The following is a 13778-nucleotide window of genomic DNA, read 5'->3' on the forward strand; positions in this document are numbered from 1 at the left end:
ATTTGATGGATATTTTTTATCATAAAAATTGCAAGTCGTTTAAATCATAAACAAAGATAGGCGTTACAAGAAAAAAACCATTCTCTAAACTTAAAAAATATGCAAGAATACCGCGCCTTAGTTTTTTAACTTTAAATGATTCTTAACAATAGGTTTACGATGAAAACAACAGCGGAAATCAGACAATCGTTCCTTGATTTTTTCCATAGTAAAGGGCATCAAATTGTCGCAAGTAGCTCTCTTGTCCCAGACAATGATCCGACATTGCTTTTTACTAATGCGGGAATGAACCAATTTAAAGATGTATTCCTTGGTTTAGATAAACGCCCTTATTCCCGTGCTACAACAGCACAACGTTGTGTGCGTGCAGGCGGAAAACATAATGATTTAGAGAATGTAGGCTATACAGCACGTCATCATACTTTCTTTGAAATGTTAGGTAATTTCAGTTTTGGTGACTATTTCAAACATGATGCCATTCGTTTTGCCTGGGAGTTTTTAACCTCTCCACAATGGCTTGCCTTACCAAAAGAAAAATTGTGGGTAACGGTCTATGAAACGGACAATGAAGCCTATGATATTTGGCATAAAGAGGTAGGCGTACCCGCAGAACGTATTATCCGAATTGGCGATAACAAAGGCGCACCTTATGCCTCAGATAATTTCTGGGCAATGGGGGATACCGGTCCTTGTGGGCCTTGTACGGAAATTTTCTATGATCATGGCGATCATATCTGGGGCGGGCCTCCGGGTTCACCTGAAGAAGATGGCGACCGTTACATTGAAATTTGGAACGTAGTATTTATGCAATACAACCGTTTGGCTGACGGCACAATGGAAAAATTACCACGCCCGTCAGTGGATACCGGAATGGGATTAGAACGGATTTCAGCCGTATTGCAGCACGTTAATTCAAACTACGATATTGATATTTTTAAAACGTTAATTGCGAAAGCTGCAGAAATTGTAGGAACTACCGATTTAGCCAATAAATCTTTGCGGGTTATCGCAGACCACATTCGTTCTTGTGCTTATTTAATTGCAGATGGGGTGATCCCGTCAAATGAAGGGCGTGGTTATGTTTTACGCCGTATTATCCGCCGTGCAGTACGACATGGTCATTTACTCGGTGCGAAAGAAGCGTTTTTCTATAAACTGGTTCCAACCCTAATTGATGTCATGGCAGAAGCCGGTTTAGAGGTGAAAGAGAAACAGGCAAATGTAGAAAAGCTGTTACGCTTGGAAGAAGAGCAATTTGCCCGCACATTAGAACGAGGATTAGCGCTTTTAGATGAGGCCCTTGCCGAGGTTAAAAATGGCGTACTTTCTGGTGAAGTAGCATTTAAACTGTATGACACCTATGGTTTCCCATTAGATCTTACGGCAGATGTTTGTCGTGAGCGTAATATTACCATTGATGAAGCCGGTTTTGAGCGCGAAATGGAAGCACAACGCACCCGTGCGCAGGCCGCTAGTCAGTTTGGGGTCGATTATAACAATGTCATTCGTGTTGAAGGTGAAACCAAATTTGAAGGCTATACCGAATCGGAATCATTGGCAAAAGTGACCGCACTTTTCCATGATGGCAAATCGGTCGAACAAATTTCTGCCGGTCAAAGTGCTGTGGTGATATTAGAAAACACCCCATTTTATGCAGAATCGGGCGGTCAAATTGGTGATAGCGGTCATTTACTGGCACAAGGTATTGCCTTTAATGTGAAAGATACACAGAAATATGGTCAGGTATTTGGTCATATTGGTGAGTTAGAACAAGGTACGCTCTCTGTCGGTCAAATCGTGAATGCCGTGGTGGATGTTGAACGTCGTCATCAAACCTCACTTAACCATTCTGCAACCCATTTATTGCATGCCGCATTACGCCAATTATTAGGCACGCATGTAGTGCAAAAAGGTTCACTAGTGGCAGATAATGCATTACGTTTTGATTTTTCTCATCCTGAAGCGATAACGAAAGCGCAGCTTGCAGAAATCGAGCGTCTTGTGAATCAAAAAATCCGGGCCAATTTCCCTATCCAAACGGATATTATGGATATTGAAGCCGCAAAAGCCAAAGGGGCAATGGCACTCTTTGGTGAGAAATATGCTGATCAGGTTCGTGTATTAACCATGGGCGATTTCTCTATTGAACTATGCGGAGGAATTCACGCTAAACGAACCGGTGATATCGGTTTGTTTAAGATTACAACAGAAACTGCGGTGGCTGCCGGTATTCGCCGTATTGAAGCGGTGACGGGGGAGCAGGCAATCAACTGGATTTTAGAGCAACAGCGTATTCTGAATCAAAGTGCTGACCTATTGAAATCAGATGTCAACACCCTAACAGATAAAATCCAACAGCTTCAGGATAAAGCGAAAAAAGGGGAAAAAGAACTGCAAAGCTTAAAAGAAAAAGCGGCGATGCAGGCGGGGTCTGATTTAGCGAAAAGTGCGGTTAAAATTAACGGCATTTCAGTGATTGTGCATCAATTAGAGGGTGTTGAAACAAAATCACTGCGTGTCATGGTTGATGATTTAAAAAATCAACTTGGCTCGAGCGTCATCGTATTTGCTTCTGTTTTAGATGAAAAAGTCAACCTCGTAGTAGGTGTGACGAATGATATAACGGCAAAAGTCAAAGCTGGTGAGCTGGTGAATTTAATGGCTCAGCAGGTTGGTGGTAAAGGCGGTGGTCGCCCGGATATGGCAATGGCAGGAGGCTCCCAACCGGAAAATGTGGCACAGGCTCTGACTGTGGCGCAGAACTGGTTAAACGAAAATCTGTAGTACAAGCCTTGGTTGGTGGGATTGCCAACCTTTCCTTGATTGATAGGGATATCTAATAAATGCAAACTAAGGAGATAAAAGATGTTAATCTTAACTCGCAAAGTTGGCGAAAGTGTACTTATTGGAGACGATATTTCTATCACAGTTTTAAGTGTACGTGGAAACCAAGTAAAGCTCGGTGTTCAAGCACCTAAAGAAGTATCTGTTCACCGAGAAGAGATTTACCAACGAATTAAGCAGACGAAAGATGAATCTTCCAATGATTCACCTTGATTATTCAGATAACTTAATGGATTTAAACATGAAAGCAATTATTCCTGTCGCCGGTTTAGGCACGCGTATGTTACCTGCCACGAAGGCAATTCCAAAAGAAATGCTCACGTTGGTGGATAAACCTTTAATTCAGTATGTCGTGAATGAATGTGTGGCAGCCGGCATTAAAGAAATTGTGCTTGTAACCCATTCATCAAAGAATGCGATCGAAAACCATTTTGATACGTCTTTTGAACTTGAAACCATGTTAGAAAAGCGTGTTAAACGTCAACTTCTTGAAGAGGTGCGTTCTATTTGCCCGAAAGATGTGACAATTATGCACGTTCGCCAAGGTAATGCAAAAGGTTTAGGGCATGCGGTGCTATGTGGCCGTCCGCTAGTGGGTAATGAACCTTTTGCAGTGGTATTACCTGATGTATTGCTTGCTGATTTTAGTGCAGATCAGAAGCAAGAAAATTTATCCGCAATGATTAAACGTTTCAATGAAACACAAGCCAGCCAAATTATGGTCGCACCTGTTGCTCAAGAGGATGTGAGCAGTTACGGTATTGCCGATTGTGGCGGTGCGGAATTAGTAGGGGGAGAAAGTGCCAAAATTCAACGCATTATTGAAAAACCGGCTGTTGAAGATGCCCCTTCTAATCTTGCTGTGGTAGGGCGTTATGTCTTTTCTGCGGCAATTTGGGATTTATTGGAAAGAACACCTGTGGGTGTCGGTGATGAAATCCAATTAACCGATGCCATTGATATGCTCATTGAAAAAGAAATGGTCGAAGCATTTCATATGACAGGTCGTACCTTTGACTGCGGTGATAAAATCGGTTATATGGAAGCTTTTGTCGAATATGGTCTTCGCCACGAAAAATTAGGCAAGGATTTTAAAGCCTTTATTAAAAACTTGGCGAAAACCCTGTAAAAGACTGAAAACTGAGATTTTTAGAAACGGTTTGTCTGCCTCTTCAGCATTAAAGTAATGAATGATGAAGAGGCAGATTTTTTATTGGCTTTTGTGAAAGCTTATAACGCTCATTGTTGCCCTTTTACTTACGATGCCTTTATCAGTAAAAAGATAATTGATCGATGATCAAAAGTTCCTTAAGGGTTTGGAAAGCCTTTAATTAACCCAATAAATGATAAAGCAGTAGGTTAACACCAAACCCACCAACAACTAACCATACGAAAACCAAGAAGCCTAAGAGTAATGGCTTTAATCCCGCTTGTTTCACGGTGCTGATGTTGGTGGTAAGCCCAAGTCCTGCCATTGCTGCCATGAGTAAAATGGTGTCAATTTGAACTAATATTTTTACCCATTCCACAGGTAATAAATTAAAAGAATTAAATACTGCAACGAGAATAAACATCAACGCAAAGTAGGGAATAGCAATCGCCTGCGTTTGTTTTTCCTCTTTGTGTAAAAAATAAGAGAGGACAAGTAAAAAAGGCGCTAACATCATTACCCGTATCATTTTGGACACTACGGCAACATCAGCTACATTCGCATTAATATTACTTCCCGCCGCATAAACCTGAGCCACTTCATGCACTGTCGAGCCAATGTAAATGCCAAATTGATGAGGATTGATTGCCTCAATTAAAATGGGATAAAGCAACGGGTATAAAAACATAGAAAGCGTGCCGAAAATAACGATTAACGCAACGGCAACCGAAACTTTATAAGAAGGGGCTTTTACTACCGGCTCACTGGCGATGATTGCCGCCGCCCCGCAGATACTGCACCCGGCACCGGTGAGTAAAACGATTTGTTTATCAATTTTCAATAGCTTAATGCCAATCCAATAAGTGATCAAAAAGGTGAAGATCAGCATAAGCGCATCGGCAAAGACAGCATTGACCCCCACTTGCCCGATATCCTGTAAGGTTATTCTAAAACCATATAACACGATGCCAAGACGAAGTAATTTTCCTTTGGCAAAGGTGACACCTTGATGGGTAGAATTTTCGATTTTAGGGTAGAAGGTATTACCACATAAAATTCCGAGAATAATCGCCAATGTTAGTGTACTGATATTGAGATTTGTTACCCAGGCATGATTTCCAATGAATACAGCGATGGTTGTGATCACCAACACCAAAAATAAGCCCAAAATAAAGTTTAAATGTTTCATCAGGTTTTTCTCTTTAGAGGACAGCATTGTTACTGCGGTGAATTAACCTATCATTCTTTAATGCGGATTTCCAGCACGAAAATAAGGTTATTGCGCTTGCTTACTTTTTGTCTATAAGAAAATGGCTTATGCCGATGCATAAGCCAAAATCCGAAAACAGTGAAAAAATTGACCGCACTTTAGAAGAAGAGAATACTTCCCCATATCACAGCCGCAATACAAAGGGCTACAAATACGGCAGCAGAGCCTTGATCTTTGGCTCTGCCTGATAGCTCGTGGCGTTCGGTGCCGATGCGATCAACCACTGCTTCAACGGCACTGTTTAATAATTCCACCGCCATGACCAGCAAAACCGATGAAATCATTAAGGCGATTTCAAGTTTCGTTTCCCCTAGAAAGAAAGCGAGCGGAATTAAAATGGCTGCAAGAAAACACTCATGGCGAAAAGCCGTTTCATTTTTAAAGGCGCTTTTCAAACCTTGGAGGGAATATTTTGTTGAATTGATTAAATGGGTTAATCCCGTTGTTTTGTACATAAATTTACCTATAAACGTTTTGCTTCAATCACATCATCTAATTTGGCAAGTCTTGCTAAGATCTTGCTTAAACTTTCTACATTGTGAAGTTCAATTTCCATATCAATGGTTGCCAGTTGTTTTTTGGTATCCGCCCGGCTCGCCACTCCTAACACGCTGATTTTTTCATTTGCCAACACCGTGGTGATATCTCGTAATAATCCGTTTCTATCACTGGCGATAATACGAATATTGATATGGAAACCTCGGGCATAATTTTCTCCCCAAAGGGATTCCACCACCCGTTCCGGATGGGCGGCTTGCAATTCTAAAAATTGTTCACAATCACTACGATGAATAGAAATGCCTCGCCCCATTGTGATATATCCCACAATGGCATCCCCGGGAATAGGCTGGCAGCAACGGGCAATATGATGCATTAAATTACCTACACCTTCTACAATCACACTGCCGTTCTTTTCTGCATTTTTTTGCTGAGAATTGACCGCACTTTTATTGGCTACATGGCGAAGAATTTCTTGGTCCGCCTGCTCGGCGCTCACTTTAATCAGTTTACTTTGTAAAAAGTTCACCAAATGATTTAAACGAATATCACCACTGCCAATTCCTGCATAGAGATCCTCGAGGCTTTTGAGGTTATAACGAGGCAGGGCATAAGGCTCGACTTGCTTGATATTCAGATTTAGACGGGCAAGTTCGTTATCCAGCAATTCCTTTCCTGCCGGCACATTTTTATCACGATCTTGTTTTTTAAACCAAGCTTGAATTTTTGAGCGGGATTTTGCGGTGTGGGTAAAACCTAAATTCGGATTAAGCCAATCCCGACTTGGGTTGGGATTTTTCTGGGTGATGATATCGATTTGATCACCCATTTGTAATTGGTAGGTGAAAGGAACGATACGTCCTCCCACTTTTGCGCCAATACAACGATGACCGATTTCACTATGAATAGCATAAGCAAAATCAAGCGGCGTTGAACCGGCTGGCAAATCGACCACCTCGCCTTTTGGCGTAAACACATAGACCCGATCATCAAAAACTTGGCTACGCAATTCCGCCATCACTTCACCGGAATCGGTAATATCATCCTGCCATGCTAATAATTTACGCAACCAAGCGATTTTTTCTTCATAAGCGGATAAGCTACCTGTCGTGCCTTCTTTATATTTCCAATGGGCTGCCACCCCGAGTTCTGCATCATCGTGCATTTGCTGGGTACGGATTTGCACTTCAATGGGTTTACCGCCTTTTCCTAACACAACAGTATGAATGGATTGATAGCCGTTTGGTTTTGGATTGGCGACATAATCGTCAAATTCTTTGGGTAAATGTTTGAAATGGGTATGAACGATGCCTAATGCGGTATAACAATCTTGCAATTTTTGAACAATAATTCTTACCGCTCTCACATCGTAGAGCCCGCTAAATTCCAAGTGTTTTTTCTGCATTTTACGCCAAATACTGTAAATGTGTTTTGGGCGGCCATACACCTCTACCTGCTCAATATTTTCACGCAAATAACCACTTAATTCTTGCACAAAATCGGCAATGTATTGCTCACGGTCGAGGCGGCGTTCTTGGAGTAATTTAGCAATAGTACGATATTGTTCGGGGTGCAGATAACGGAAGCAATAATCCTCCAGTTCCCATTTTAATTGCCCGATACCTAAACGGTTTGCTAAAGGGGCGTAGATATTGGCGCATTCTTTGGCGGCAAGCACTTTTTCTTCTTCGGAACAGCGATTTTCAGCATCTCTCAGAAAGGTGATGCGTTCGGCAAGTTTAATAATTACACAGCGGAAATCATCGACCATGGCAAGGAGCATACGGCGCACATTATCCACTTGTAAGGCATTGGCAGAATGGCTGGCATTAAGTTGACGGATATTATCCATCTCTTCCACGCCTTTCAGTAATTTAGTGATTTCCGGGCCAAAATCTTCTTTCAAGCTCTCCCAATCTGCCAGCCGATTTGCCACAATAGGGAAAAGCATCGCGGTAATCAGGCTTTCTGCATCCATATTCAGCTCATGCAAAATCTCCACCATTTCGACACCGGATTGGCCTGTCAATGTGGCATTTTTCATTTCATCAGGGTGAGAATCCATCAAATTGCGCACATAGTACCATGCCTCAATCAGACGCTTCTCCGTTTGTTCTGTCAGTTTTAACGCAGCACACCATGGTTCAATCACAAAATCTTTTGGATTTAACAAATGTGATCCACGAACAGCAACCATAATCCCCCCCTTGTTGATGAAGAAAAGAGCAACATCCTGTCACTCCATTTTAGCCAGTCATTGTAACAGAATGAGCCACTTATTTTGTAGAAAATAACGTTATGGATTCCAAATGCCCCGTGTGGGGGAACATATCAACCACTGCGCTTTTTTCAATTTTGTAGCCAAATCCACGCAATATTTCTGCATCACGCACTAATGTCGCCGGATTGCATGAAACATAAAGGATTTTTTCCGCCTTTAGCTCACTTAATGCGGTTAGGGCAAAGGCAGCACCACTACGAGGCGGATCAAGCAAAATCTTATTAAAAGGCTGGTTTGCCCAAATCTGCCCAACAAAAGATTGGTCAAGATTAGCTTGAAAAAATTCAATATTCTTGATCTGATTTCGCGCGGCGTTTTGTTTTGCTTTTTCCGCCATGTCAGCCACACCTTCAATACCGACTGCACTTTTTACCCGTTTCGCAAGAGGAAGGGTGAAATTTCCCATTCCACAAAATAAATCTAAAACATGATCGGTCGGTTGAAGCGCAAGCCAGTCTAGGGCAGTTTGTACCATGGCCTCATTTAACTTGCGATTAACCTGAATAAAATCTTGGATATCAAAATGAAATTTCATGCTATCGCTAAATTGGTAATAGGGAGGCTCGCCATAAAGTTGTTCTATCCCCTCATCACTTTGTAGAAAAAGCATGATATTTTCTTGCTTGGCAAAATGGATGAGTAAAGTGCGGTCAATTTCGGCGAGATTTCCCATATAGCGTAACAACATCGCCACGCCATTGTCTGCGGCGACCAATTCAATATGTCCAAGTTGTTTTGGGGTGGAATAATCGCTCAAAAGTGCGGTCAGTTTAGGGAGTAAATGATTGATAGCAGGTTCGACCACTTCACAACGAGCCACTGAGATTAAATCATGCGTGTTTTTCTGGCGAAACCCCATGTCAATTTGTTTCGTTTTGGGGGTAAATTTTAGGCTTAAACGCACCCGTCGGCGATATTGCCAAGGCTCACCACAAATCATTGGTTGGAAATCAATAGGCTCTTGCTGAAGTTTTACCAAACGTTTGAACAGAGCGGATTGTTTCGCTTCACGTTGCATTTCGATGGGAATATGTTGAGCTTGGCAACCACCGCAACGTTCATAATAGGGACAGGGTGGCAAAACCCTATGGGGGCTTTTTTCAAGCCATTTTTTGGCTACTGCCCGTCCATATTGGCGTTTTTCTTCGATAACGAGCGCTTCTAGTTTTTCTTGAGGTAAGGCATTTTCGATAAACCAAGTCTTACCGTTAATTTTTGCCACACCTAAACCTTGATAATCCAGCTCGATAATGGTTGCGCTGATCTTTTGTGGTGGATTGGATTTTTTCTGTTGAGTATAAAGCAGTGCCATTATTTTAAAAATAAAACCTGTTGAGTGAATAATTCCCGGCTTTTTAAGGGTTTATCGCCTAGGTAGGGTTTGAGTGCTTGACGTGTAAAACGCTTAGCCGCTTGACGTACCGCCTCATCGGAGAAATCAAGATTGGCAAAGGCAATCAGCTCCCGCCCGTAAAAGGTGAGATTATCTTTCACCAAAGAGGCAATAAAGCCTTTTTCCTCACGATAGCGATAAGTCATGGTTGGATCGACCGGCTGACCGGAACCGGCGCAATGTAAAAAATCCACACCATAGCCCAAAATTTGAAGTAAGTTAAATTCAAATAAACGTAAGCAAGGTTCGACATTGGCTTCGGTTGCCAAACGGGTTAAACATTGTAGGTAATGTTGGAATAATTGTGGATTGGCCGTTTCAGGCTCTATCACACGAGTGAGCAATTCATTCACATAAAAACCACTATAAAGTGAGGTTTGTTGTAAGGGTAAACTCATCGCTGCCGGTTCTGCTTTGGTGAGGGTTTTCAGCCCGCGTTTTCCTGTCCAGCGCAATAAAAGGGGCGTGAAGGGCTGTAAAACGGATTTCCATGTTGAGCGTTTTGCCCGTGCACCTTTGGCGATGACGGTAAGCCGACCGCTTTCTTCTGTGAAAAGATCGACTAACAAACTGGTTTCACTATAAGGACGGCGGTGTAAAACAAAACCGCGTTGAAGCTCGTTTAACACCGCTTATTTGCTCGTTGATGAGGAGGTGGATTTAAGCCGACATTGCGCTGCTAAAATTTCACCGACACTGGTTTTCAAAGTGCTAAAATCATTGCGTTCAAACCATGTCCAACGGATATTACCGTAATTATTGCCCCGCTCGGAAATCATCAGGGTGAGTTTTTCCGTAACTTGATTAAAGCTGATGGACACTTGTTTTAACATTTTTTTATTTCGTTTCTGTGTGGTGTGCACCACACGAACTTCCTTATCATCTTTGCAAAAATACAATTTTGCTGAACCGATTTGAGAGGTTTTATCCACTTTTTGTACCACCATTTTTTGTTGAGGCGGTTCATTTAATAAAGGGCTTTGGCTGCAACCGCTCAGTAAAAGTGCGGTCGAAATAAATAATGTTTTCTTTAGCATAATCCTCCACCGAAAGGAAACAAAAAGGGCGAATGTTCGCCCTTAAAATTATTTTTGGAATTGATATGAACCGTCAGACTGACGTACAAATTTTGCTCCGTTCGATAAACGCAGCTCATTGACTCGCCCTTGTCCGTTCAAGGAAACTTGAACTTTATCGCCCGGTTTAAAACTGCTCAACGCATTGCCTGCACCATTGGCTTTGGTCATCGCATTCACATCGGAAATATTCAAATTGTTATCACGGAACACCTGCATCAAAGAAACCCCTTTCGGCACGGTTAAGGTTTTGCTTGCGCTACCGGAGGCGGTTGTTTTCACAGCATTGGTTGCCGGTTTTGCTTCAACAATTTGTACTTTGCGTTCATTTTTCTCTATGGCTTTTTTCTCGACAGGTTTGACTTCTTTCACCGGCGCTTGTCGTACCTGTTCGCTTTTCGCTTGAGCCGGTTTCGTTTGAACCTGTGGTTTCACAACGGTTTTTTCGACAACTTTAGGTGCTTGTACAAACGGTTTAGCCGTTTCACGGCTGACCGTTTCACGACGGGCTTCAATCTGTTTGGCCGGTTGTGGACTAACCGGAGCAATAGGGAGGGTTTCAGGTTGTACAGAAGGTGCTGCCACAACGCTTTCCTGCTGTTTTGGCGCATCTTTTTGTGCATCGCCCATATATTCCATTTTGCCGGGTTCTGCTGAAGCATTGGCTTGTGGCTCAGCAACCGGTGCCGTTTCTTGTGGCGCAGGAATATTATCTAACACCGTGGTTTCAATGGGTTGTGATTGATCTAAGGATTGGAATTGCACCGGAATTTCATTGCTGTTTTGTAGCTCAAAGGATTCCACCGTATCCGAATTCGGTTTTAAGGCGAAAAAGAGGATTAACAGCAACACTAACGCCAAAATCGCAATAAAAAGACGACGGTGTTTTTCCGGTAAAATTTGTAAGATTTTCCATTTTTCAGGGCGTTTTAATGCCGTTGCTACGGCAGCAGCCCCACCGGCTAAGGTTTCTTTGGCCTGCTCAGTGGTTGAAACCACGCTTTCTTTAAGTTCTTCTACTTGGTCTTCAACTTTTTCAATAGTTGTTTGCGTTACATTTTCAGCAGTGGTTTTTAATTCCGTAGTAAACGCTAAGTGGGAGGATTGAGCGGTTTCTTGTGTCGAACTTTCACCAAAAGTCGGTTCTTTACGCACATGAAATTGCGTTTCAGGTTGATCTTTACGCCCAAATAATCCTTTTGCTTTATCAAAGAATGATTCACTTGATTGGATCGGTTTTCTTGGCGTAATTGAATCCGCTTGATTGAGCCCGAGATCAAGTTCATTTTGTGATTGGTTATCGTTTGATTGATTGTTATTCATAGAATTCACAGATTGCCTCATTTAATAATTATTCTTTTGATCTCACCACGACAAAAGTGCGGTGAAAAAATCCGGCATATTTTATCGGATCTTATTCGGCGTATAAAGTCTTATTTGGTTCACCTGCGATCTCACGGGCTAATTTAGGCACTAAATAACCGGAAGTGAGGGATTGTAAGGTTTTATAAATGGCGTGGGCGTCCGTATCGCTCACAAGAAAATGGCTTGCCCCTTGCACTTTGTCTAGCAAATGCAGGTAATAGGGTAAAATCCCAATGCGAAATAATTGATCACTGAGTTTTTTTAACACTTGCGCATCATCATTAACACCTTTCAGCAACACCGATTGGTTAAGCAATGTAACTCCCGCATGACGGAGTTTTTTCATCGCCTCGGCTAAAAGATCATCAATTTCATTAGGGTGATTAATATGGGTGACCATCACCGTTTGTAAAGGGGTTTCGGCCAAAATATGACAAAGGGGATCGGTAATACGTTGGGGGATAACAATCGGTAAACGGGTGTGGATACGCAACCGTTGTAAGTGCGGTAGATTTTCAAGCTGTTTTATCAACCAAGCCAATTCCTGATCTTTCGCCATTAAGGGATCACCGCCGGAGAAAATCACCTCTTCGATTTCGCTATGTTCGGCAATGTAATCTAATGCCTGTTGCCAGCTTCTTTTATTGCTTGGGTTTTCATCATAGGGAAAATGGCGGCGGAAACAATAGCGACAATTGATGGCGCACCCCCCCTTCACCATAAATAAAAGGCGATTTTGATATTTATGCAAAATATTGGGAACGGCATTGGCCTCTTGTTCTTCGAGGGGATCAGGCGAAAACCCCTCCGCTTGCACAAATTCCAAATCCGAACACATCACTTGTAAGAAAAGGGGATCTTTTGGGTTACCTTTTTCTATTTTATCCACAAAAGGTTGAGGCACTCGAAGGGCGAAAAGCCTACGGGCATTGAATGAGGGCGCAAAATCTTGTTCTGATAAATTTAATTGACGGAGTAATAAACGAGGGTCGGAAATGGCATTTTTTAGAATAGGGAGCCAATTTTGTTCTTCTCTAATGGTGGGGTCTTGAGTTAAAATACGCACTTTTCAAACCATTTCTATTTTTAGGATATTTAATATGGCTACATATACTACCAGTGATTTCAAACCGGGTCTAAAATTTATGCAAGACGGCGAGCCTTGCGTGATTATTGAAAATGAATTCGTTAAACCGGGAAAAGGTCAAGCATTTACCCGCACCCGTATTCGCAAACTCATTTCAGGCAAAGTGTTGGATGTGAACTTCAAATCCGGAACGTCTGTTGAAGCCGCTGATGTGATGGATCTCAACTTAACCTATTCATACAAAGACGAAGCGTTTTGGTATTTCATGCATCCGGAAACTTTTGAACAATATTCCGCCGATGCAAAAGCCGTAGGGGAGGCTGAAAAATGGTTGTTAGACCAGGCTGATTGTATCGTTACTTTATGGAATGGTTCACCTATCACCGTGACACCACCCAACTTTGTTGAATTAGAAATTGTCGATACCGACCCTGGCTTAAAAGGCGACACGGCAGGTACCGGCGGTAAACCGGCAACCCTCAGTACCGGTGCGGTAGTCAAAGTGCCTCTGTTCGTCCAAATCGGCGAAGTGATTAAAGTGGATACCCGTTCAGGCGAATATGTTTCTCGTGTAAAATAATCGCCATTATTAACGAAAAAAGCGCGGTCAAAAAAACGATATTATGTCGCAAATGCACAAAAATAGAAATTTTAATAGAACGTAGGGACACACGCAGTGTGCCCCTACAAGATAACAAAAAAGCAACGTTGTGAAACTGCTGCATAATACCGAAAAAAATCTTGTGGATTTCTGACCGCTCTTTTACTTTATAAAGGATTTTAAATCTAAGAAGGTTATTTGCTTAACAAAGGT

The 13778-nt window shown here is 42.2% G+C and carries 12 protein-coding genes; 4 read left to right on the forward strand and 8 right to left on the reverse strand.

Annotated features, from left to right (window positions below):
* Positions 1 to 159 precede the first annotated feature (159 nt).
* The 3 genes from alaS to galU all read left to right on the forward strand — a co-directional run bounded on the left by alaS (position 160) and on the right by galU (position 3973).
* Entirely contained in the window at positions 160 to 2784 is a 2625-nt protein-coding gene (gene alaS, locus BKK48_RS02295) for an alanine--tRNA ligase (RefSeq protein ID WP_077426593.1), read from the forward strand.
* Positions 2785 to 2865: 81 nt separating this feature from the next.
* Entirely contained in the window at positions 2866 to 3057 is a 192-nt protein-coding gene (gene csrA, locus BKK48_RS02300; protein ID WP_077426594.1) for a carbon storage regulator CsrA, read from the forward strand.
* Between the two features lie 28 nt (positions 3058 to 3085).
* Complete coding sequence (galU, locus tag BKK48_RS02305; protein ID WP_077426730.1) at positions 3086 to 3973, forward strand: UTP--glucose-1-phosphate uridylyltransferase GalU; 888 nt, start codon at positions 3086 to 3088, stop codon at positions 3971 to 3973.
* Positions 3974 to 4175: 202 nt separating this feature from the next.
* On the opposite strand, the gene BKK48_RS02310 is transcribed toward galU, so the two are convergent.
* The 8 genes from BKK48_RS02310 to epmB form a co-directional block, all read right to left on the reverse strand.
* Positions 4176 to 5183 (reverse strand): YeiH family protein, encoded by a 1008-nt coding sequence (locus BKK48_RS02310; RefSeq protein ID WP_077426595.1) that lies wholly within the window; start codon positions 5181 to 5183, stop codon positions 4176 to 4178.
* Positions 5184 to 5362: 179 nt separating this feature from the next.
* Entirely contained in the window at positions 5363 to 5719 is a 357-nt protein-coding gene (locus tag BKK48_RS02315; protein WP_077426596.1) for a diacylglycerol kinase, read from the reverse strand.
* A gap of 8 nt (positions 5720 to 5727) precedes the next feature.
* Positions 5728 to 7959: a GTP diphosphokinase gene (gene relA, locus BKK48_RS02320; RefSeq protein ID WP_077426597.1), complete on the reverse strand. Its 2232-nt coding sequence runs from the start codon at positions 7957 to 7959 to the stop codon at positions 5728 to 5730.
* Between the two features lie 79 nt (positions 7960 to 8038).
* Positions 8039 to 9355 (reverse strand): 23S rRNA (uracil(1939)-C(5))-methyltransferase RlmD, encoded by a 1317-nt coding sequence (gene rlmD, locus BKK48_RS02325; RefSeq protein ID WP_077426598.1) that lies wholly within the window; start codon positions 9353 to 9355, stop codon positions 8039 to 8041.
* A complete protein-coding gene (gene recO, locus BKK48_RS02330; protein ID WP_077426599.1) occupies positions 9355 to 10065 on the reverse strand; it encodes a DNA repair protein RecO in 711 nt (236 codons plus the stop codon). Before recO ends, rlmD begins: the two co-directional genes overlap by 1 nt.
* A 3-nt stretch (positions 10066 to 10068) precedes the next feature.
* Positions 10069 to 10473 carry an MliC family protein gene (locus BKK48_RS02335; protein WP_077426600.1) on the reverse strand — a complete coding sequence of 135 codons (405 nt, stop codon included), beginning with the start codon at positions 10471 to 10473 and terminating at the stop codon, positions 10069 to 10071.
* A 48-nt stretch (positions 10474 to 10521) separates the two neighbouring features.
* A complete protein-coding gene (gene oapA, locus BKK48_RS02340; protein WP_077426601.1) occupies positions 10522 to 11835 on the reverse strand; it encodes an opacity-associated protein OapA in 1314 nt (437 codons plus the stop codon).
* Positions 11836 to 11926: 91 nt separating this feature from the next.
* Positions 11927 to 12943: an EF-P beta-lysylation protein EpmB gene (gene epmB, locus BKK48_RS02345; RefSeq protein WP_077426602.1), complete on the reverse strand. Its 1017-nt coding sequence runs from the start codon at positions 12941 to 12943 to the stop codon at positions 11927 to 11929.
* 34 nt (positions 12944 to 12977) lie between these two features.
* Here epmB and efp point away from each other — a divergent pair, with 34 nt between their 5' ends.
* Entirely contained in the window at positions 12978 to 13544 is a 567-nt protein-coding gene (efp, locus tag BKK48_RS02350; protein WP_077426603.1) for an elongation factor P, read from the forward strand.
* The last annotated feature ends 234 nt before the right edge of the window (positions 13545 to 13778 follow it).

It is taken from the genome of Rodentibacter heidelbergensis (assembly GCF_002000125.1).
Lineage (GTDB): Bacteria > Pseudomonadota > Gammaproteobacteria > Enterobacterales > Pasteurellaceae > Rodentibacter > Rodentibacter heidelbergensis.